Raw genomic sequence first — 22670 nt, 5'->3', positions numbered from 1 at the left:
GGGAATACTTCGAAGAGCGGGGTTTGTTCACGAGCGGGTACGAAGTCGGGAGACTTCGCACAGCGACCGTGACATTGCGGAAAGAACACGTCTAAGAGCTGAGGGAACACTTCGAGGAGCGGGGGTAATTAGTTTTAAATACTTCATTTTTATTAATTGAGAAAGATTTGAATTAATATGTCTTTATTAATTTTCCCATATCATAAACTTCAGTTTTGCTTAAAGGATCTCCCTCATTATAAATCCATTCCCCATTTCTTAATCCATCAATATATTTTCCATACACCCAACCTGATCGGGCGTATTCTGGGAGATATCTTTTTTCAGACCATTCGCCGTTTTTTAAATGATTTTTTATTTCCCCCTTTAAAATATATTCATATTGATAAAAAGAATCAAGCGCGTCTTTCGTGTGAATTAACTCTTTATGCCCCCATTCAGGAATATCAATTTTTGAATTAGCATAATAATTCAAAAAATTATTGTTTTTTAGGATATATTTCTCTGTACCTTTTCTCAAATCGTCAATTCGGCTTATAGTTATGATATTGTTGTTTATTTTAGAATAGCAATTATAATTGTCTGCTGATTTTAGATTTTCATAAACTACTAAACAATTGTAAGGATAATTTTCTTTGTCTAACAATAAAAGTATAGACGTATATAATGCATCCTCAAACTGTATTTTTACAATATAAGATTTAACGTTAGTATTATTTATGGGTATTGTTTTGTATTCAGAAATTTCAAATAAAGAATTTATATTTGATAAAAATGATTCTACCATTACCGGTCTTTCAACTTCTCTAGTGATTGCTAACTGATATTTGTTTATTAATGTTTGCTTTTCTTTCCCCTCAATTTTTTTTCCTATAAATTTTAAATTGATATCTTTTATAATAGTGTCTTGTACTATTTTTTTTTCCGTTTTTTTAATTTCACTAAAATCTGTAGTGTTTTCTTTTTTGCAAAAGGATAGAAAGAATGACATAGAACAGATAATGCTAAATTTTAAATATTTCATTTTATTTTTTTTAAGATAGGTGTAAAAATTTGTATATGTAAATGATGATGATGGCCTTCATAATGTTTCGAGTGGTTTAGTAACTTATGGTTGTATTTCCATGATAACATATCTTTCCAACCATATTTAAATAAGGCGTCAATAAATATATTTTGTCTTTTTTCATCTAACCCTTTCCATCCACAAGGATCTCCAGTTTCAGATTCTAAAGATAAGTGTATATTTTTCCCGGATTTGTCTTTTCTTAAATATCTTAAGTCTCCATGCATTCCATTTTTATGAGATGTACTACCTCCTGTAGAATTTCCTAAATTATCACTAAAACCGTTAAAAACAAAATCAGTATAGCTACAATCTAACATTGCACCAATAAAAGCAGCAATTGTAATATCATTCATGAAAAATCGATCAGTAGTTGGATTCATTGTTAATGAAAATTTGACATCTCCTTTTTTATAGTTTTTTAAATTTCTAATATCAAACAAATAGATATCAGCGCTACCCAGACAGTCTTGATATTTTCCTCCGTACTGATCGCTTATTTTTTTGAGTTCATATTTACCAATGTTATGTACTGTGCCGGAATTATCATGATAATAATAAGAAGCATTTTCTCTTTTTTTATTTTGTAGTTTATAGCGAAGGTTTGTTTGGAGTCTAATGCATTATAAGTTTTTTAATGGCTAGCGCCGAGTATCCAGCTCGTGACCGTAGTTTTGTTATTTACATGGTTTGTGTGCACGAGCGGGACGCTCGCGCTAGCGGGTTTATTGGAATGGGTACGAACGCGATAAAGGGAACACTTTGGAGAGCGGGGGCATAAATCCGCTAAATTAACTACGGGAAATATGTTTTTATTAGTTTTCCCATATTGTAAACTTCAACTTTGTCAACTGGTCCATCTGGTGAGTAGTTCCATTCTCCATTTTTTAATCCTTTTACATATTCTCCATTTAGCCACACAGATTTATTATATATATTGATATATCTTCTTTCTTCCCAGTTTCCTGTTTTTAAATGATTTTTAATTTTTCCTTTTTTTTCATATAAGTATACAAAAGAAGAATCAAGTCTATCTTTTGTATAGATAATTTCTTTTTCTCCCCATTGTTTATTTAAATTCAAATTATCTTCTGCAAAATATTCTAAAAAGTAATTTTCGTTTAGTAAATATTTGTTTTCACTAACTACTAAAGAATCTTTTATTGCTTTTTCGTTAGAAATATTACCTTCATTGTCGTATTTAAAATGCTCTATTTGAAAAACAGAACTTTTGACTATATTTTTGTTGATTCTTGAAATTCTTAAATACTCTCCTTCGTCTATAACTTTTTCATAGATTAATAATGCGTCATCTAAATTGGAATTAGTTAATAATATTGATCTATAAAGTTCATCATTTTCATAAGAGAATGAAATTAAATAAGATTGATATTTATTTTTATTAATATTAAAATTGACATATTTTTTTACCTCAATTTTTTCTTGAGAATTTTTAATACTACTAAAGTTTATTAACGGTTTGGTATAATCATTATCTAAACTCTTGAAAAATAATTCTATAATTTTTTCTTTTTTAGTGTCTAAATTAAGTATCCTTGTAGAATCAATACTATTTATTAATGTATCAGTAATGTTGATTTGTATGGAAGTTTTTTTTATTGAAGAAACAATTTTCTTTTCTTTTTTTTGACAATAAACAAAAAGTAATGATAAAGAAAAAGTAATGGTTAATTTTAAAAGTCTCATTTTATTTTTTTTAATGTTGGACTGAAAGATTGTAAATGTAAATGATGGTGGTGATCTATAAAATGTTTAGAGTGACGTAGCATTTTTCCATTATATTTACATGAAAGCATACTTTTCCATCCGTATTTATATAATGCATCATTAAATGTGTTTTGTCTTTTTTCATCCATTCCTTTCCATCCGCAAGGATCTCCACTTTCAGACTCTAACGATAAATGTACGTTTTTGCCTGACTTATCTTTTCTTAAGTATCGTAAATCTCCGTTCATTCCATTTTTGTGGGACTCACTTCCTCCAATAGAATTGCCTAAATGATCACTGAAGCCATTAAAAATAAAGTCTTTATAACTACACTCTAGCATTGCACCAATAAAAGATGCTACAGTTATATCATTCATAAAAAATCTATTAGTACTAGGATTCATCGTTAGAGTAAATTTAATATCTCCTTTATTATAGTTTTTTAAATTTCTAATATCAAATAAGTAGATATTTGAACTTTTAAGTTTGTCTTGATAATCAGTGCCATAATTATTAGTAATTTTCTTTAAATCATATTTACCAATATTATGAATTATTCCTAAATTATCATGATAATAATAAGAAGCATTTTCTCTTTTTTCATTTTGAATTTTATAACGTATTATTCCACTAAAAAAAATATGATATTCAATGTCTGCATCTGATAAAATTTCAGCAACTATTTTTTTGCATTCATTCGTTTTTAATATTGGCTTTATCTTATTTAAGATTTCTTCTCTATCTTTAATATCGAGTACAGAACCATGTACTAATTCTGTTGCTTTTGCGAAATCTTCGAAGTCTGCAACTGTATTAATATCTTTTTCCGAACTATCATTTAGAAGGACACCATGTTTCCAATACCAACCTGCAGAGCGTATCATTAAATCTAAATCATTAATTAGTAAGTCAGGGCTAGAAGTTAAATTTCTACCAATATATTCTCCAAATCTTCTATACCCTTTTTTTCTAGTAATTTGTATTAAACCTCTTCCTCGAAATTTATAACCATCGCCGCTAGTCTCGTCACCATTTTCGGCTACATTTCTATAAACATAATTCCCCAGTTTTTCAGGATTATTTAAAAATTTATCGGCTTGTGAATATAAGAGAGGATTGTTTGTTTTTGTCCAATAGGCATGCAAAGCACTTTCTAAATTGTAATTTAAATTTTCATCAATTCTTGAGAAATCGCCAGTTTCTCTTGCTATTTGAGTAAGAAAAAATGCTTTTCTTATACAAGTATTTATCTTAAACTCTTTAAATGTTTTGTTTAACGAATTAATAAATTCTTGAGGTGTGGTTTGAGATAACTTATTGGTTCCTTTATAAAATAATTTTTTAGAATTTGGAAACATTAAATTAAACTGCTCTAGCGTTATATCCTTATTACAATTAGGACAAATACTTTTTTTATTATCGTTTTCCTTTTCCCACCATTTGTCTTTCCCAATATTAACAGTCATTGTACTATTGTAGATTTCCTGAATAGGATTTGTGGAAATTTCATTTTTCACAACAATTTTTTGCTCATGATAATCATGAACTTTTTTGTCAGATATTGCAATTCCTTTTGTTTCTTTTTTTGATGGTCCTTTTTGTTCTGCTGGAATAACTTGTTTTGGTATTATCGGTTGAGGTGTGTACTCAGGATTTGGGACATTTGTATTTTTACTTATTATCCTTTTTGAAACTTTTTTAAAGATTTCTGCTGTTACGTAATATTCATGAAATTCTCCCTCGTTATTATCTCCCGAAGCTAATTTTGCATTGGCAAGCCAGGCATGACTTGGATTTAAAAAAAATGGAACATCTGCTTTTCCATTTAAAACATTAGCCTTTTTAATTTCTATTTTTAAATTAGTTGTATTTTGTTTGGTTTTACCTTCGTCGTCTTCCCATAAAGTAACAGTTAGAGGAAACCTTTCCATAGCTACACAGTGTACGCGTGCAATGATCCAATCGCCATAGAGAAAAGGTTTGGTTGGTACCTTATAATTGTTGTCAAGCAATTCAACGTTAAGTATTTTGGCTTCAAATGTTTTTTGCGGTTTTATCTCTAATATTGCTTTTTCACCATTAACATCGACTAACATTCTAATGCCTTTTCTAGTAAGACTACTTTGAAAAAAGGTATAATCTACAGTTGTCCCAATTTTGTCATTTTTTTGTGTTTTTGTCCAAGATCCTCTAACGAGTGTCCAAATACTCCATTTAATTTGTTCATCAGACACTGTTTGAAATTGATATTCTGATGTTGATATAGGAACTGAATTTCCAAAAAAATCATTTATTGAATAATACTCTTTGATTCCTACTATAGGATTAGGCTTTCCGTAGATTTTTAATTTTGGCATTGTACTATTTTTATTTAGAGGTAAATACTTATAAATAACGAATATAGGTGTTTTTATATAATGAAATAAATTTCTTTCAAAAAACAATATAATTAATAGGATATATTCTATATATAAAATTAAAGATTCTTGAAAAACTATTCCTTGGCTCTGATAGAAGTGAAAATCCTTTTGTGTCCGTCCCGATAGCTATCGGGAGGCACAAAAGATTGTAGCGGATAGCAGGAAACAGCTCCTAAAAACAATCCTAATCCCACTAAATTTTCCCCTCAAAAAACACAAACCATCAATACTAGAATTTTAAACAAAAATTTCGTAAATTTGCACTCCAATAAAAGGAATTAGAAAATGTTAGATAGACTTCAAATAGTAAAACAACGTTTTGACGAGATTTCGGATTTGATTATCCAGCCGGATGTTATTTCTGATCAGAAACGTTATGTGCAATTGAATCAGGAGTACAAAAACCTGAAAGCATTGGCTGAAAAGCGCGATGAATATGTGCTTTTGATGGCTAATATAGATGAGGCAAACGAAATTATTGCTGACGGAAGCGATGCAGATATGACCGAAATGGCCAAAATGCAACTAGATGAAGCAAAACAAAGATTGCCGGAACTTGAGGAAGAAATCAAGTTTATGTTGATCCCTAAAGATCCTGAAGATGCTAAAAACGTAATGGTCGAGATTCGTGCCGGAACGGGTGGGGATGAAGCGAGTATCTTTGCAGGAGATTTATTCAGAATGTATACGAAATATTGCGAGAACCAGGGTTGGAGAACTTCTGTAGTAGATATGAATGAAGGAACTTCAGGTGGTTTCAAAGAGGTAATCTTTGAAGTATCAGGAGAAGATGTTTACGGAACCTTAAAGTTTGAAGCCGGAGTACACCGTGTACAACGTGTTCCTCAGACAGAAACTCAGGGTCGTGTGCATACCTCTGCTGCTACGGTAATGGTTTTACCGGAAGCGGAAGAGTTTGATGTACAAATTGATATGAACGATGTTCGTGTTGATTTCTTCTGTTCATCAGGACCTGGAGGACAATCTGTAAATACAACGAAATCTGCGGTACGTTTAACGCACATTCCAACCGGATTGGTGGCGCAATGTCAGGATCAGAAATCACAGCATAAAAACAAAGATAAAGCGTTAACGGTTTTACGTTCTCGTTTATACGAACAGGAATTAGCCAAGAAAGAGGCCGAAGATGCTACAAAACGTACATCTCAGGTAAGTTCTGGTGACCGTTCTGCTAAGATTCGTACCTACAACTACGCACAAGGTCGTGTAACCGATCACAGAGTTGGTTTGACATTATACGATTTAGGAAATATCATGAATGGCGACATTCAGAAAATTGTTGCCGAGCTACAATTGGTAAACAATATGGAGAAACTGAAAGAAGCTTCGGAGGTATTCTAAAGAAGGTTCAAAGTTTCAGAGAGGTTCAAAGGGACAAAGGTTTCTGTAGAGATAACATTTTGAGTCTTCTGGAATACTCTAAAATTATAAAACAAAAACAGCCTGTTTCACTTGTGTGAAACAGGCTGTTTTTGTTTGAAAGCTTTGATTTGTATTGTCAATTTTCAATTAGATACTCTATAAACTACGAAGCTTAGAAAGAAAGAAGGTAAGTCTGACTTTAAGTTTACAAAGAAACGTTTGCCCTTCCATCTAAACAAAAAGAGACTGTTTCACCTATTGTGTAACAGTCTCTTTTTTGGTTCAGAATTAAGTCTTGTTATAAGCTTGCAAAGAAATCTTTGCGCCTTTCTAACTCACTACCTTTGAACCTTAATAAAATATATAGTGACGGATATTAACTCTTTAACCGTTTGTTTATAAAACGTATAAAGCAAGTTAGATACCTAAAAATACTCTTGTATATTCAAAACATTTATATAGATTTGAGTACATGTACACACCATTTTTTAATACTATTTCGCTTAACTTTTCCATAATACATAATTTTAAGTCAGACACTTACTCTCTTGATGGTTCTTGTTGTGATGATCTCTCGTTTGGGGAGTCATGATGTGGTTTAGAAACTAAATTAGTTACGACCAGTTGTAATAATGATCCGGCTATGCCTTTGAACATCGAGGTACTTTTGCCAACGACAAATCTTTTTGCCAGGTAACCAATCCCGATGCTGATGGCAGATTGTGCCAGATTGCTTTTAAAACCTACAGTTTCGTTGATCTCTTCAACCGTATTCCTGATAAGATTAAGAGGTTTTAAGTTGTGCTTAATTTCATCTATTTCATCTTTTATGGCGCACCATTCGGCGTCCTGTCGATCTTCTAATAGTCGTATCTTCTGATCTAATGAATCAAGTGTATAAATAGTTTCCATAACAGTCTTTTTTAGTTTTTCGATTAATTTGAATCAGTTTTAATATCTTTTTTAGTTTCTTTTAAAATACTGGAAACAATCAGGTTGCCAATAGGGGTTTTGATAAGTGTATGTTGCGCTTTGTACATGACAATAGCAACGATAAGATAAAAGAGAGCTACGATAAAAAAACCGTAATAATACTCTCCTAATAATTTCCCAACCCATAAACTGATCCCTATATTCAGGAATAAGGTAAAAAATGCAACAACAGCTCCAACTGCTATCTTTGAGGTTAATGTTGATAAAACATCAGCTGCTGATGATACTGTTTTGAGTTTAATTAATTCTAAACTCGTTTTAGTATAATTTTCTGCTTTTTCGTAAAGATTTAAGTTCTCGTTTGTTGTTGCATTTGATTCCATGATAGAGGGGATTTATGGTTTAAAAATTTCACTTTTTAGTAGTTCGTTTTTACACTTTTTGCTTCGTCTTTAATGGTATTGAAGTCTTCTTTTGCCTGATTGAATTTTGATTTTCCTTCTTCGATAATATCTTTACCGTTTGAAGTAATAGTACTTACAATACCATCAAATTTTGTTTTTAAATCATCGCTGTAATCTTTTGATTTGTCTTTGATTTTTTTTCTAGTGTTTGACCCTTTGTCCGGTGCGAATAATACACCTAAAAATGCTCCTGCAGCTGCAGCTCCTAAAATTCCTAAAATTGTGTTACTTGCTTTCATAATATTTGATTTAGTGATTAATATAATTATTGTTTATAATGTTGATTTTTAAACTTCTCGACCTTTGATCAGTCTGAATAGTATTGCGATAATGGCAATGACTAATAATATATGGATGATACTTCCTAAGCTATAAACGAAGAAGCCTAAAGCCCATAGGATAACCAGTATCACTGCGATTGTATATAATAAATTTGACATGGTTTTTATATTAAGGGGGTTAATAATTCGTTTTTCTTAGTTTAACTTATACGAAAGGTATACTGTTAAGTTGCTGTTTTTTGCATCCGGGAACGTGTAAGTTGTTCCTGCAACAGTTCTTTCTTTACCAACAGTTGTTAAACCGTAGTTGTAACGTACACCAATACTGATTGGGCTAAAATCTACTCCAACACCTGCTGCGATACCCGCATCAAACTTGTTTAGATCATCTCTGTCAATTTCTTGTTCAAAACTAACATCTCCGCTTCCTGTTACTTTAGAACTTACTAAGTATGAAGCATATCCACCGGCGTGTACATTAAAGTTTTTGGTGATATTTACTCTTACTAATAAAGGCACTTCGATATAGTTTAATTTGAATTTTGCATCTCCTGAAGCAAAAGCATTGTCATATTCTAATTTTGCTCCTTTTGTAGTAAACAAAACCTCTGGTTGAATGGCGATGAAATCTGAAATAGGTAATGTGGCATAAACCCCTGCGTTAAATCCGTATAATACATTATTGTCATTTACGTCATCTCCGCTACCGTATAGGTTAGACATGTTGAATCCTCCTTTTACACCAAACTCGGTAGTTACATTATTGTCCTGAGCGTGTAGCATTCCAAATGAAGCTGTTAAAAAAAGTGTTAAGGCGCATAAAAAATTTGATTGCATTTTCATAGTTAAAAAAATTTAGTTAATAATAAATAATAGATATATAGGCATTTAATTAATCTCATTGCTGATCCTTTGCATTTCGCGTAAGATCTGGTATTGTTCAGGCAAATAGTGTAATACTAACTTTAATATTGCTTTATCATTTGTTTCCTTCGAAATCGATTCAAATAATCCAATCTGTTCTTTTAATGATGTGATCATCGAATTGAGATAGGTTTTGTTAAAATCAGTATTAGTAGCATCGATCAGATCGTATAAATCTCTTTTATGAGTTGCATTGATTTCAGTAATAATAATGAGCTTTTGATTGGCCATTTTTGAAACTTCCTGCAATATTTCAGTCTGCTCGCTTTCTATTTTTTTACTTAATTCCTGTATTGTAAAATCTGAACTTTTTTGTTGTGCAATTTCACTTTTTGAAATAATGGACTTACTAACATTTGCCGTTGCAATAAAAAAAAAGGCTTCAATTTCTTCTTTTTCCGTTTTAGTAAAGGCTTCGTTTTTTAATGAATTTTCTATCGGATTCGTTTTCTTGCACGATGCAACACAAACTATAATTATCAATAAAAAAAATCTAAAAATTGTCGCTTTTAAATGGGGCGCTGCTATCATTATTACTTCATAAAGTATTACATTACAAAGATGCTAACGAAACAAGCGTTTTGCTTTACAGCATAAAAACGAATGTTTATATAATTCCCATAATCAATTTATTTTAGGGTTTATTCCTTTATTTTACAGGGATTTATTCGTTGAAAGTTTAAGGTAAAAAAAAAGAAACCACAATAGATTTGTGGTTTCTTTTTATGTAGAAGCAATTATAGAGTCTGTTTTGTATTCTTACAATTTCTAGTGTTGCTTGAAATATTGTTAATGAAATATTGTTAGTGAAATGTTATATGTGAGATGTTATATGTGAGATGTTTATAGAAACAGCGAAAAGATTAGTCCGGAAGAAAAACGGTAAAAACAGAACCTTTATTAGGAGTACTGTCTGCTATAATATGTCCTTTATGATTGTCGACTATTTTTTTGCAAATCGCCAGGCCAATTCCGGTTCCCGGATAATCTGTTTTAGAATGCAAACGCTGAAACAAAACAAAAATGGTTTCCCTGAACTGGGGATCAAATCCCATTCCGTTATCGGTAAAAGTAATCTTGTGGAATTTCTTGATATTAGGTTCTAACAAATCCGGATAATCACTGGAATTTACTTTTTCGCTTTCGATTTTAATTTCAGGAGCAACATCAGGTTGACTGTATTTTAAAGAATTCCCGATGAGGTTGATAAAAAGCTGTTCGATTTGATATGGAATAACGGCCAGCTTCGGTAATTTTGAAACCGTAATAGTTGCTTTCTTTTCTTCGATTATTTCAGCCAATTCAGATTCTGCATTTTCCAAAAGCTCATTCAGGTTTAGTTTGATGAACTCTTTTTTGGTCGTATTGGTCCTTGAAAATAAAAGTAAATCGTCTATTAATACACGCATTCTTTTAGCTGAAACTTCGATTTTAGAAATATAATCTTTGGCACTGTCTGATAAAAGTGCTTTATCAGCTTCAGAAATTCTCGAAACAAATGTTTGTATTTTTCTTAGCGGTTCTTGTAAATCATGACTGGCAACGTGATTAAAGGAAGCCAATTCTTTATTGCTTTTCTCTAATTCTCTGTTGCGTTCCTGAAGTTCGATGTTGAGTAAATGCTCGTCGGTGATGTCAAAATTAATTCCGAGCAGAATTTTACTGCCTTGTTGATCGGTCAGTAATTTTCCTGTAGATTTAAAATATCTTATTTCGTAATCCGGACGTATGATTTTATAATACACAAAAGGCAATTGTTTTTTTTCAACAATGCCTTCCATTGATTTGGCCACCTTTGCTTTATCATCAGGATGCACAAATTCCAGAAAAGTCTCTTTTACAGGAGCAAATGCGTTGGGTTCAAAGCCCAATAAACGGTATTGATTTTCAGAGTAGTCGATTTTGTTCGAATCTAAATCCCATTGCCAGGTACTAAATTTACCAATGCTTTCAGATTCCGCCATAAGTCCGCTTGAGATCAGAAGTTTTTTATTGTAAATTTTCAAACGTTCAAAATCACGGCTAATTTGTCTGTAAGCCAATAAGATAAAACTTAAAGCAACTAAAAATAAAGAAATAGAAAATACAGGACTTAAGGAAATTTCTGCAGCATAAATTTTAAGTCTTTTTGCCAGATAATTTTTCTCAATGTCATTCATTTCGTCTACCTGAAAACGAATGTTTTCCATCAGGATTCGACCGCCAAACATATGATTGTCGAGTTTTCTCTTATCATATGTTTTGGGATCGCTGTATTTGAGACAATTTTCAAAAGAAACAAAACGCTGAATAATTAGTTTGAATAATTTTTCAAGATTTTTTTGCTGTTTCGGATTGTCAGCAGTAAGTTTTTTTAAGGTAATAAACGAAGTATTTACCTTGTCGCGTGAATAAATATAAGGAGTCAAAAACCTGGCATTTCGTGTTATGATATAACCACGCTGCCCTGTTTCAGCATCTTTAATCGCCGACATTAATCGCTCTAATTGAATGTTTATTTCGTACGTATGCATTACAACCTTACTGGATTCGTCTAAATCCTTGTTGTGCTTGTAGGCAATAGAAGAAAGAAATAACAGAATGAAAACCGCGATTACAAATATAACTCTCAAAGAGTTTGAAGAATTAAAATTTGGTATCCATTTCATTGGTATGCTATTATTTTAGTCGAAGCAGGAAATTATCACGGTTTAACCCAGAGGTATGATAGTGCCAGTTTACAGTAATGACTTCATTGATTATTTTTTTAAGCGTATTAAAATCGCTTGGCTTTTTGATATAAATGTTGGCTCCCTGAATAAACGTATCTTCAATATCTTCTTCAGATGATGAAGTAGAATATATCGCGATGATAATATTTTTCAGATGTTCTGTTTTTTTTATTTCGATCAAACATTCTTTACCGGTTTTTTTAGGCATGTTCAAATCCAGAAATAAAATATCGGGTAATTTGGTTTCAGGATCCATTAAACGATCCATTAACTGCATTCCGTCATGAACAAAATCAACTTTTGTCTGAATTTTTATTTCTTCAAAAGCATCCTTAAAAAAGAGACGATCATCTTCATCATCATCAGCCAATAAAATGTATAATGCGTTTTTTTGCATTTTAGTATGGTATTATGGTTTTTATTTTAAATTTTCTCTACGTTTCTTAATTATTCTCTGAAAAGCCGATGGCGTAATTCCTGTCGTATTCTTAAACTGCGTACTCAAATGGGCAACACTTGAGTAATTGAGTAAAAAAGCGATTTCGGTCAAACTCATTTCATTTATAATGATTAATTGTTTGGCTCTTTCAATTTTCTGTAAAATAATGAAATTTTCTATAGAAGAATAGGTTACTTCTGAAAATACATTAGACAAGTAGCCATAACTGTGGTTTAATTTCTCAGCTAAAAACACAGAACTTTTATAATTATTGCTGTCTTCCATGAAAACAAGTTCAATAATGGCGTCTTTTATTTTTTGAACTAAGACGCTTTTCTGATTTTCAACTACTTCGAAGCCACATGGCAATAAATTATTTTTTAAAGTTTCGAGTGTATCAGCATCAAGATTATCAGCAATTTCTATTTCGCCAAATCCCAGGGTTATAAAATTTATATTTTGTTGTTCCAGGTTTTGTTTCAGAAAAAGTGAGCAAATGGTATTGATGTCGAACTTTATAAATAGTTTCATTTTATAGAAATTTGGTTAAAGATAATTAATTTATTTTTGGTTATAGAGTTTAATGCTTGTTCGCGATGTAGAACATTAAAAAATTTAAATAAAATTCTCAAAAAAATACCGTCTAATAGGGGTTACTAGACGGTATTTATGGTTGATTTAGAAGGTCTTACAAATCTGCAATGATTTTTCTAACTTCATCTTTAGTTTTTCCGAGTTTTTGTTGGAGTTTTCCATACATTTCGTCTTCTTTTCCTTCGTCATACAATAAATCGTCATCTGTAAGATCCGCATATTGTTGTTTCAATTTTCCTTTCAACTCATTCCAGTTTCCTTTTATTTCTGTAGTATTCATGATAATAGTTTTTTTGTATTTATAATATTGTAAAATTCTGAATTCTTATTTGCTGCTGTGTTATATGAATTTTGTAAAGCGTTTCATAATTCACATTTCGGTATTTTTTAAACCTGATAGCGACGTAAAACCCAGGCCATTTTTTCGTGTTGTTGCAGCAGTCCTGTTACAAAATCAGCAGATCCTATATCATTACTGTCTTCTTCAAAAGCCGGAATATAATCTCTGAATTCTGTAACCAGTTGTTCATGGTTTTCTAAAAGTTCTTCTAACATATGTTTTTGTGAGGCATATTCTTTTGGAGATTCTTTTAGTGTAGAATTATCGATAAATTCCTTCATCGTTCCAATTGTTTTTTCGCCAAGCTGGCTAATGCGCTCTGCAACTTCATCAATGTTGGCTTCTAAAATTCGGTATTGTTCTTCAAACAATTTGTGCAACTCCATAAAACTGTTTCCGGAAATATTCCAGTGAAACTTTCTGGTTTTTACATATAGCGTCATTTCATTCGATAAAATTGTAGCTAATATAGTGGTGCTTTTCTTTAAGTTTTTTGGCGTTATTCCGATATGTGGAGTCATAATTGTTTGATTTAATGTTGCTTATCAAATTTAGAAGAATTGACTTTAAATTTTCTTACATAATTTATTGAAGATGTTATATGAATTCAATGTTGGCGTAACCTGTTTGTAGTTCTAAAAGTGTAGTTTTGCCACCGAATTTATTTAAAAAACCAAATTTTAATGAAAAAAACTTTACTCAGTTTATTACTTATTGTCCTTACTTTTTCAGCTAAAGCCCAGTCTTATCTGGGATATACGCATGATAATTATGCAGGTATACAAAGTGTGCTTTTCAACCCGGCATCTATTGCCGATTCTCGTTTCAAAACCGATATCAATTTGTTTTCGATCAGCGGATCAGCAGGGAATGATTTGTATAGCGTTAATCTTTTTGACACCTATAAAAAGGGATACGATTTTGACACTCAGTCTAAAATGACACCAAAAAGCAACAACAATGGTTTTGCTAATTTTGATATCATGGGACCGTCTTTTATGTTTAATATTGCTCCCAAACATACTATTGCCGTATTTACAAGAGCAAGATCAGTTACCAACCTGAGAAATATAAACGGAAGTCTGGTCGATCAGGTTAAAGAGGGTCTGGACAAAGCAAGCGATTTTAATTTTAATGCAGGAAATGCCAACGGTGCTTCGAATACCTGGGCAGAACTTGGAGTCTCTTATGCTGCTGTTTTATACCAAAAAGACCAACATTTTCTTAAAGGCGGTCTAACGGCAAAATACCTTCAGGGTGGAGTAAACGGATACGTTAAAGGAAATAATGTGAATGTTAAGTACAATGAAAACACAGTAAATCCTGAGCAGGGAACTCTTGTTTCGACCGGACAAATAACTGTGGGAACAAGTCAGGATTTTGAAGCCAAAGAAGATTATGAATTTGATTCAGCTGCAAATGGATTTGGTGTTGATTTGGGACTTGTTTACGAATGGAGACCGGATTATGATCAATACGATTTGGGTAAGGCAAAACCAGCCGACAATAATTTTAGGGATTTAAACAAATACAAATTACGTTTCGGATTATCGGTTACGGATATCGGATCTATCAATTACAAAAATGCAAGACAGGATACGTATAATGTAAATGGTACCATCACGCAGGAGATGATCAATGATGCGGATAATTTCTATGATTTCCTTAACGAGCATTATACCAAAACCTCTTCGACAAAAGGAATGAAAACCAATTTGCCAACGGCGCTTCACGCTGATGCAGACTGGAATATGTACAAAAAATTCTATTTGAATCTTAACGGAGATATCAATATGGTTTCCGGAACAAAAATAAATGGTTACGGAATCGCTGATCGTGTAACGTTGACACCTCGTTACGAAAGCAGATGGTTTAGTTTTTATGTACCTATGACCTATATGCAGTACAGCGGCATGCAGGTAGGTTCAGGATTACGTGTTGGGGCCTTCTTTATTGGTTCCGGTTCTATTCTTACCAATTTAGTTTCGAAAGAATCAAAAGCTGCTGATTTTCATTTGGGGATAAAAATTCCGGTTTATGAGAAGCAATTCAAAGATACAGACGGAGACGGAGTTATCGACAAAGAAGATGCCTGCAGAAAAGTAGCCGGTCCGGCAGAAAATAACGGATGTCCTTGGCCCGATACAGATAAAGATGGTGTTTTTGACAAAGACGATGCCTGCCCGGAAGTTGCGGGTCCTGTAGAGAACAAAGGTTGTCCCTGGAAAGATTCAGATGGAGATACCTTATTAGATAATGTAGATGCTTGTCCGGCAATTGCAGGTCCGGTAGAAAACAAAGGTTGCCCTTGGCCGGATACAGACGGAGATGGCGTTCTGGATAAAGATGATGCCTGCCCAACTGTTGCAGGTTTAGCAGAAAATAAAGGTTGTCCTGTTTTAGATGCTGACAAAGACGGAGTTCCGGATAATGTAGACGAATGTCCGTTAGTTGCCGGTCCTGCTGATAACAAGGGGTGTCCTAAAGTAACTAAGGCGACTTTAGAAAAACTAAAAGTAGAAGCGAAGTCAATCTTTTTCGTTACCGGAAAAGCAACATTGAGTGATGCTAAAAAAGGAGAAACTTCAGGAAGGTTAGATGCGATTAAAGAAATCTTAAAAAACTATCCGAATGCTAAATTTGCGATCAACGGACATACAGATAATGTTGGAAATGCAAAGGCAAATCAGAAATTATCTGAAGAAAGAGCAAAAGTAGTAATGGATGCACTGATTGCCAAAGGAGTAAATCCGGATAATTTATCTTCACAAGGATTTGGAGCTAGTAAACCAGTTGCGTCTAACAAAACAGCTTCTGGAAGAGCACAGAACAGAAGAACTGAAATTGTCTATTTAGGGAATTTGTAAGCCTATATTGAATATAAAACCAAAAAGCCATTCGTAATTGAATGGCTTTTTTTATTTTTGCGTACTTCTAAAACAGAATTACTTCTGATGTATTAGAAGAACTAAAAAATCAAGAATGACTACACAACAACTACACGAACAAATTCTTTCAAAAAAATCATTTTTATGCGTTGGATTAGATCCTGATCTGACTAAAATCCCGCCTCATTTATTAGAAACTGAAGATCCTATTTTCGAATTTAATAAAGCCATCATCGATGCGACACATGATTTGGCTGTGGGATACAAACCCAATACCGCTTTCTTTGAAGCCTATGGTATAAAAGGATGGATGTCTTTGCAAAAAACGATCAACTATATCAACGAGAATTTTCCTGAGATTTTCACCATTGCAGATGCAAAACGTGGAGATATAGGAAACACATCAAGCATGTATGCGAAAGCTTTTTTTGAAGATCTGAATTTTGATAGTGTAACCGTTGCGCCTTATATGGGGAAAGATTCGGTCGAGCCTTTTTTGGCTTTCGAAAACAAACATACCATCATGTTAGCGTTAACGTCTAATGAAGGTGCTTTCGATTTTCAGACGTTAACCATCAACGGAGCCCGAGGCGAAGGCGAACAGAGCGGAGCTAAAGAATTATACAAACAAGTTTTAGAAACTTCTAAAACATGGAAAAACAGCCACAATCTAATGTATGTTGTTGGCGCAACAAAAGCAGAGTATTTTGCTGATATCAGAAAAATTGTTCCGGATAGTTTTTTATTAGTTCCCGGAATTGGGGCTCAGGGCGGAAGTTTGTCCGAGGTTTGCAAATACGGAATGAACGATAAAGTGGGTTTGTTAGTAAACTCAGCAAGAGCAATTATCTACGCCTCAAAAGGAACTGACTTTGCCGAAAAGGCAAGAGAAGAAGCTTTGAAGGTTCAACAGGAAATGGAAGAAATAATTAGTTTAAAGTTTCAGGTTTAAAGTTACTTTACTTTGAATATATATTTAACCGCAAAGTTCGCAAAGTTTTTGGATCCTCGTGATTTTATAAAAATGCAAAGTTCGCAAAGCTTTATGTTGATTTAGCTTAGCGAACTTTGCATTTACTGAAAATACAGTTATATAAAAAACTTGGCGCACCTTGCGGTAAAACCACACAATCCAACAACTTGAAACAAAACAAACATGAAACAACTAATTGATCAGTTCGGTACTTCACATTCGTTTGAGAGTTCTCCCAAACGTATTATCTCATTAGTGCCTTCGCAAACGGAATTGTTGTATGATTTAGGTTTAGAAGAAAAGATCATCGGGATCACGAAGTTCTGTGTGCATCCGTATCATTTAAAATCGACTAAGAAAATGGTGGGCGGCACCAAGAAAATTCATTTTGAGAAGATAAAATTATTGCAGCCTGATATTATTATTTGTAACAAGGAAGAAAACACACCTGAAATTGTCGAGCAGTTAAGTGCTATTTGTCCGGTTTGGGTCACCAATATTATTACGATCGAAGATAATTTTCAGATGATTTCAGATTTCGGCCAACTCTTTAATTGCAGAACCGAAGCCCAAAAATGGAATGACAAACTGACTTTCGCTTTAAGCGATTTCAAAAAATATATTCACGATATTCCGGTACAAAAAGTGGCATATTTTATCTGGAAAAATCCCTTTATGGTAGCCGGAAAGGATACTTATATCAATGAATTATTAAAGTTAAATCACTTTCAGAATATCTACGAAGACAAAGGGCGTTATCCTGAAGTCGAACTCAAGAAAATGCGTCTCGAAGGCGATCCTGATTTGGTTTTGCTTTCATCAGAACCGTATCCTTTTAAAGAAGAAGATGCTTTTGAAATTGGCAGATTTACCCATCACGCCAAAACTATCTTTGTGGATGGCGAAATGTTCTCCTGGCATGGCAGCCGACTGTTAAAGGCTTTTCTGTATTTTAAAATACTACATGAAAGACTGAAAAACTAAGATTTAGTTTCAGGTTTTCTTTACTTTGAACATAATTTAACCGCAAAGTCCGCAAAGTTTTTTTAGTAGTAAGTTTTTATAAAAAAGAGAACTTCGCAAAGCTTTGTGTTGATTTAGCTTTGCGAACTTTGCCTACTTATATATTATGAAATAAACCTTTGCGAAAAATCTTTGCGGACTTTGCGGTAATATATCTCACTTTATATTTAAAATCTAGTTAAACGAACTTCTGAATTCTAAAGGCGAAACATTGGTTTTGCTTTTAAATAATTTATTGAACGATTGCGGATATTCAAAACCCAGTTGATATGCCATTTCGCTTACACTTAAAGACGTGGTAGTAAGTAATTCTTTTGCTTTTTCGATGATTTTATTATGAATGTGATGTTGTGTACTTTGTCCCGTTAAAGAACGCAACATGTCACTCAGATAATTAGGAGAAACATGCAACTCATCTGAAATATAGGCCACAGTTGGTAATCCGAATTGCTGTACTTTATCACCTTCAAAATAGTCAGAAAGCAAGGTTTCTAATTGGGTTAAAAGTGTATTGTTGGCAGATTTTCGGGTAATAAATTGGCGGTTGTAAAAACGATTGCAATAATTAAGGAGCAATTCGATATGCGAAACCATGACATCCTGACTAAAAGCATCAATAGAGGATATATATTCGTGTTCGATGTTCTGCATAATGTTTCTTACCATCGTTTCTTCTTTATCAGAAAGATGCAAAGCTTCGTTCACCGCATACGAGAAATAACCGTAATCTTTGATGTTTTTGGCTAAAGGATAGTTCTGAATAAAATCAGGATGAATCACCAGCATTGCGCCGTAAACGGATGTGTCAACAGAAACTTCAGTAGAAATAACCTGTCCGGGTGACATAAAAGTCATCACGCCTTCGTCAAAATCATAATAATTTTGTCCGTACTTCATTTTTCCTGTAAAACCTTTTTTGATGCAAACCGTATAAAAATCATAAACGACACTTTTTAAATTGTCATCAAAATGGCAGCTTATTTTACTTAAATCGACAAAACTCACCAGGGGATGTTCCGGTTTTGGAATTCTCAACAGTGAATGCATTTCTGAAATCGAATGAATCGTATACGGAATATGGGCTTCTTTTTTCATGATAAAACAGGTATAATATTTAAAGAAATATATAAATAAGGAAAAGCTACCGTAAAGGTAACTTTTCCTTAGAAATTAATGATTTGGTTTTATTATTACTTTCAAGCCTTTGACCTTGCTCAGCCTGACATACAAACAATAAAATTCATTATAAAAATCCGCATAAATCTGCGTTTTCGCTTTAACGAATCCGTATCATCCGCGTGCAATCCCGAAGTCTTATTGATCAACAGAAGCCATATTAGCGGCATCATAACGTATTCCGGTTTCAGTTCCCAGCGGAATAATTTTTTCTAAGCGATTCATCTCATCTGTGGTTAATGTTATTTGAGCTGCTGCGATATTTTCTTCGACATATTTTACCCGTTTTGTTCCCGGAATTGGTAAAATATTTTTAGAGACAATCCACGAAAGTGCTAATTGTGAAGCTGTAATTTCTTTTTCTTCGGCCATTTTCTTGATTTCATGCACCAATTGAATGTTTTTCTGGAATTGCTCTCCCTGAAAACGAGGTAAAGCTTTTCTAAAATCGTCATCCGGGAAATCGTCGGGACTTTTAATATCTCCGGAAAGAAAACCTCTGCCAAGCGGAGAGTAAGCAACAAAACCAATTCCTAATTCTTTTAGTGTATCCAATATCCCATCTTCTTCGGCACTTCTTTCAAATAATGAATATTCGGTTTGAATAGCTGTCAGGGGATGAATTGCATGCGCTTTGCGAATGGTTTGGGATGAAACTTCAGATAAGCCGATGTAACCCACTTTTCCTTCTTTTACCAATTCTGCCATAGCTGCGACGGTTTCTTCGATTGGCGTGTCAGGATCAAGCCTGTGCAGGTAGTATAAATCGATGTAATCTGTTCTTAAGTTTTTCAGAGAACGCTCAACAGCTTTTTTGACGTAATCTTTTTTACCGTTAAATTTCCAGGTAAGTTGTTCGTTATCGTCAATTTCAAAACCAAATTTAGTAGCAATACTATAGGCGTTTCTATTGCCTTTTATGGCTTTTGCTATTAATCTTTCGTTGTGTAGTGGTCCGTATAAATCTGCGGTGTCCAGAAAGTTTCCCCCCAGTTCAAGCGAACGGTGAATGGTGGCAATGGCTTCTTTTTCATCAGCTTTGCCATAGATGTCAGCACCGGCAATCTGGGTCATTCCCATACAGCCTAAACCAATATTAGGAACAATAAGTCCCTGATTTCCTAATTTTATTTTGTGGATACTATTCATAACTTCTGTTTTAAGTTTTTAGTTTGAAAATTATAAGACAAAGATCCGTGGGTTTTACTTTTATAAAGTATCTAAATCTCTTGTAGTTGTATCCAAAATGTAGTTTTTGTTTCAGGTTTCAGGTTTCAGGTTGTTGGATAGTAAGAATTACCCCTAAAATGATATACCACAAAGTGAAACAAAGATTTGCGCAGAGTTTCACAAAGCTTGGTGTGAAAACTAGCAGACTATGTTCTATAATAAAAAAAATTGTGAAACTCTGCGGTAAAAACTAAGTTCAAAGTCAATCAACCTGAAACCTGAAACCTGAAACAAAGAAACCTGAAACCCAAATTGCAATAAAAAAAGAATGCCGGCATCTCGAAGACGCCGGCATCATTTAACTAACCAAAACCAAAATAATAAATAACCAGTTTATTACACTACAAAGATCTAACATAAATGGATGTTTAGCTGTTAAGGTTTTGTTATTACTTTGTTGAACATAAGTTAAGATTTTTTAATAGTGGATTCTGAGCTTTCTGCAACGTTAAATAACTTTTAATTATTAAAATATAATAACAATCAATTTTGGTTATGAATATCGTAAAGATAAGTTTGTACATTTGATAAAACATTAAATATCAGCATTATGGATTCAAACAAAAAATTAACAACTGCAACGGGAACTCCCGTTCCGGACAATCAAAATATTCAAACTGCAGGACCTCGTGGTCCTGTTTTATTACAAGATTTTTGGTTTTTAGAAAAAATGGCACATTTTGATCGTGAGGTTATTCCGGAACGCAGAATGCATGCCAAAGGTTCCGGAGCTTACGGGACTTTTACTGTAACTCACGATATTACCAAATACACCAGAGCCGATCTGTTTTCGGAAATTGGAAAAAAAACCGAAATGTTTGCACGTTTTTCAACCGTTGCAGGTGAAAGGGGTGCAGCTGATGCCGAAAGAGACATTCGTGGTTTTGCTTTAAAATTTTATACAAACGAAGGAAATTGGGATTTGGTAGGGAATAATACGCCGGTTTTCTTTTTCCGTGACCCAATGAAGTTTCCTGATTTAAATCACGCTGTAAAACGTGATCCAAAAACCAATTTAAGAAGTGCTGATAACAACTGGGATTTTTGGACCTTATTACCCGAAGCTTTACATCAGGTTACCATAGTAATGAGCGATAGAGGAATTCCGAGATCGTACAGACAAATGCACGGATTTGGAAGTCACACGTTTAGTTTCTTAAATGCTCAAAACGAGAGAAATTATGTAAAATTTCATTTCGTATCACAACAAGGAATTGATAATTTATCTGATGAAGAAGCGGCACTGTTAGTAGGTGGCGACAGAGAAAGTCATCAAAGAGATTTGTTTGATGCTATTGAAGAAGGCAATTTTCCGAAATGGAAAATGTTTGTTCAGATCATGAGCGAAGAACAAGCTTCTACGTATCGTTTTCATCCTTTTGATTTGACGAAAGTTTGGCTAAAAGGCGATTTTCCGTTAATTCCTGTTGGAGAATTTGAATTGAATAAAAACCCGGAAAACTATTTTGCCGAAGTAGAACAAGCTGCCTTTAATCCGGCGCACGTTCCACCAGGAATTAGTTTTTCACCGGATAAAATGTTGCAGGCCCGTTTGTTTTCTTACGGAGATGCACACCGTTACCGTTTAGGAGTAAACAATTACCAAATTCCGGTAAACTCGTCCAGATGTCCGTATAATACTTTTCACAGAGATGGAGCAATGCGCGTAGACGGAAATAACGGAGGGCGTAAACATTACGAACCAAATAGTTTTGGAGAATGGCAGGAACAACCAGAATTTAAAGAACCACCATTGGCACTTCATGGCGACGCTTATGCACATAACTTCAGAGATGATGATAATGATTATTTCACGCAGCCTGGTTTGTTGTTCAACTTATTAACTGAGGAGAAAAAACAATTATTGTTCAAAAATACCGCCGGACAAGTAGGGGGAGCCCAGAAATTTATTCAGGTAAGACACATTCGCAATTGTTACAAAGCCGATCCGGCATACGGAACAGGAGTAGCAAATGCTTTGGGAATGACGATCGATGAAGTAAATAATTTTTCTGATCCAAGATTATTAATCGAAGTACGATAGATTTTTCTGTAGACAACAATCTTTGTCAAAGTTTTAAACTTTGACAAAGATTC

The 22670-nt window shown here is 33.5% G+C and carries 22 protein-coding genes; 5 read left to right on the top strand and 17 right to left on the bottom strand.

Features of this window, described 5'->3' with window-relative positions; genetic code table 11:
• Positions 1 to 172: 172 nt before the first annotated feature.
• From ACQY44_RS17785 to ACQY44_RS17770, 4 genes are all read right to left on the bottom strand, one after another.
• Complete coding sequence (locus ACQY44_RS17785; protein ID WP_428231640.1) at positions 173 to 1024, bottom strand: hypothetical protein; 852 nt, start codon at positions 1022 to 1024, stop codon at positions 173 to 175.
• The gene (locus ACQY44_RS17780) at positions 1021 to 1449 is read right to left on the bottom strand and encodes a hypothetical protein (protein WP_428231639.1); all 429 of its coding nucleotides are present in this window, start codon (positions 1447 to 1449) and stop codon (positions 1021 to 1023) included. The genes ACQY44_RS17785 and ACQY44_RS17780 overlap by 4 nt, the downstream gene beginning before the upstream one ends.
• 412 nt (positions 1450 to 1861) lie before the next feature.
• Positions 1862 to 2773 carry a hypothetical protein gene (locus ACQY44_RS17775; RefSeq protein WP_428231638.1) on the bottom strand — a complete coding sequence of 304 codons (912 nt, stop codon included), beginning with the start codon at positions 2771 to 2773 and terminating at the stop codon, positions 1862 to 1864.
• Positions 2770 to 5151 (bottom strand): glycoside hydrolase family 19 protein, encoded by a 2382-nt coding sequence (locus ACQY44_RS17770; protein ID WP_428231637.1) that lies wholly within the window; start codon positions 5149 to 5151, stop codon positions 2770 to 2772. The genes ACQY44_RS17775 and ACQY44_RS17770 overlap by 4 nt, the downstream gene beginning before the upstream one ends.
• 348 nt (positions 5152 to 5499) lie before the next feature.
• Here ACQY44_RS17770 and prfA point away from each other — a divergent pair, with 348 nt between their 5' ends.
• Entirely contained in the window at positions 5500 to 6576 is a 1077-nt protein-coding gene (gene prfA / locus ACQY44_RS17765) for a peptide chain release factor 1 (protein WP_271335843.1), read from the top strand.
• Between the two features lie 561 nt (positions 6577 to 7137).
• On the opposite strand, the gene ACQY44_RS17760 is transcribed toward prfA, so the two are convergent.
• The 11 genes from ACQY44_RS17760 to ACQY44_RS17710 form a co-directional block, all read right to left on the bottom strand.
• Positions 7138 to 7509, bottom strand: coding sequence for a hypothetical protein (locus ACQY44_RS17760; protein ID WP_428231636.1), 372 nt, complete (start codon positions 7507 to 7509; stop codon positions 7138 to 7140).
• A gap of 23 nt (positions 7510 to 7532) precedes the next feature.
• Positions 7533 to 7913: a hypothetical protein gene (locus tag ACQY44_RS17755; protein ID WP_428231635.1), complete on the bottom strand. Its 381-nt coding sequence runs from the start codon at positions 7911 to 7913 to the stop codon at positions 7533 to 7535.
• 35 nt (positions 7914 to 7948) lie between these two features.
• The gene (locus ACQY44_RS17750) at positions 7949 to 8233 is read right to left on the bottom strand and encodes a YtxH domain-containing protein (protein WP_428231634.1); all 285 of its coding nucleotides are present in this window, start codon (positions 8231 to 8233) and stop codon (positions 7949 to 7951) included.
• A gap of 48 nt (positions 8234 to 8281) precedes the next feature.
• Entirely contained in the window at positions 8282 to 8434 is a 153-nt protein-coding gene (locus tag ACQY44_RS17745) for a lmo0937 family membrane protein (RefSeq protein ID WP_109746162.1), read from the bottom strand.
• 36 nt (positions 8435 to 8470) lie between these two features.
• The gene (locus tag ACQY44_RS17740) at positions 8471 to 9118 is read right to left on the bottom strand and encodes a porin family protein (protein WP_428231633.1); all 648 of its coding nucleotides are present in this window, start codon (positions 9116 to 9118) and stop codon (positions 8471 to 8473) included.
• 45 nt (positions 9119 to 9163) lie between these two features.
• Complete coding sequence (locus tag ACQY44_RS17735) at positions 9164 to 9682, bottom strand: DUF4142 domain-containing protein (protein ID WP_428231632.1); 519 nt, start codon at positions 9680 to 9682, stop codon at positions 9164 to 9166.
• Between the two features lie 380 nt (positions 9683 to 10062).
• Positions 10063 to 11847: a sensor histidine kinase gene (locus tag ACQY44_RS17730; protein ID WP_428231631.1), complete on the bottom strand. Its 1785-nt coding sequence runs from the start codon at positions 11845 to 11847 to the stop codon at positions 10063 to 10065.
• Positions 11848 to 11857: 10 nt separating this feature from the next.
• Positions 11858 to 12307: a response regulator gene (locus tag ACQY44_RS17725; protein WP_428231630.1), complete on the bottom strand. Its 450-nt coding sequence runs from the start codon at positions 12305 to 12307 to the stop codon at positions 11858 to 11860.
• Between the two features lie 21 nt (positions 12308 to 12328).
• The gene (locus ACQY44_RS17720) at positions 12329 to 12880 is read right to left on the bottom strand and encodes a helix-turn-helix domain-containing protein (RefSeq protein ID WP_428231629.1); all 552 of its coding nucleotides are present in this window, start codon (positions 12878 to 12880) and stop codon (positions 12329 to 12331) included.
• Between the two features lie 157 nt (positions 12881 to 13037).
• On the bottom strand, positions 13038 to 13223 hold the full coding sequence (locus tag ACQY44_RS17715; RefSeq protein WP_055098382.1) for a CsbD family protein: 186 nt from the start codon (positions 13221 to 13223) through the stop codon (positions 13038 to 13040).
• Positions 13224 to 13330: 107 nt separating this feature from the next.
• Positions 13331 to 13804, bottom strand: a complete 474-nt coding sequence (locus ACQY44_RS17710) for a Dps family protein (RefSeq protein ID WP_428231628.1) — start codon at positions 13802 to 13804, stop codon at positions 13331 to 13333.
• Between the two features lie 162 nt (positions 13805 to 13966).
• On the opposite strand from ACQY44_RS17710, the gene ACQY44_RS17705 reads away from it, so the two are divergent.
• The 3 genes from ACQY44_RS17705 to ACQY44_RS17695 all read left to right on the top strand — a co-directional run bounded on the left by ACQY44_RS17705 (position 13967) and on the right by ACQY44_RS17695 (position 18128).
• On the top strand, positions 13967 to 16150 hold the full coding sequence (locus ACQY44_RS17705; RefSeq protein ID WP_428231627.1) for a DUF5723 family protein: 2184 nt from the start codon (positions 13967 to 13969) through the stop codon (positions 16148 to 16150).
• A 115-nt stretch (positions 16151 to 16265) separates the two neighbouring features.
• Positions 16266 to 17123, top strand: coding sequence for an orotidine-5'-phosphate decarboxylase (pyrF, locus tag ACQY44_RS17700; protein ID WP_428231626.1), 858 nt, complete (start codon positions 16266 to 16268; stop codon positions 17121 to 17123).
• Positions 17124 to 17327: 204 nt separating this feature from the next.
• Positions 17328 to 18128 carry an ABC transporter substrate-binding protein gene (locus tag ACQY44_RS17695; RefSeq protein ID WP_428231625.1) on the top strand — a complete coding sequence of 267 codons (801 nt, stop codon included), beginning with the start codon at positions 17328 to 17330 and terminating at the stop codon, positions 18126 to 18128.
• Between the two features lie 213 nt (positions 18129 to 18341).
• On the opposite strand, the gene ACQY44_RS17690 is transcribed toward ACQY44_RS17695, so the two are convergent.
• Complete coding sequence (locus ACQY44_RS17690; protein WP_428231624.1) at positions 18342 to 19262, bottom strand: helix-turn-helix domain-containing protein; 921 nt, start codon at positions 19260 to 19262, stop codon at positions 18342 to 18344.
• Positions 19263 to 19481: 219 nt separating this feature from the next.
• Positions 19482 to 20492, bottom strand: a complete 1011-nt coding sequence (locus ACQY44_RS17685; protein WP_428231623.1) for an aldo/keto reductase — start codon at positions 20490 to 20492, stop codon at positions 19482 to 19484.
• A gap of 631 nt (positions 20493 to 21123) precedes the next feature.
• Between ACQY44_RS17685 and ACQY44_RS17680 the strand changes: the two genes are divergently transcribed.
• Positions 21124 to 22617 carry a catalase gene (locus tag ACQY44_RS17680; protein ID WP_428231622.1) on the top strand — a complete coding sequence of 498 codons (1494 nt, stop codon included), beginning with the start codon at positions 21124 to 21126 and terminating at the stop codon, positions 22615 to 22617.
• Positions 22618 to 22670: the final 53 nt, after the last annotated feature.

Origin of the sequence: Flavobacterium sp. (assembly GCF_965277525.1) — a bacterium.
Lineage (GTDB): Bacteria > Bacteroidota > Bacteroidia > Flavobacteriales > Flavobacteriaceae > Flavobacterium.
The sequence above is the reverse complement of the archived record's forward strand: the minus strand, read 5'-3'. Positions and strand labels throughout refer to the sequence as shown.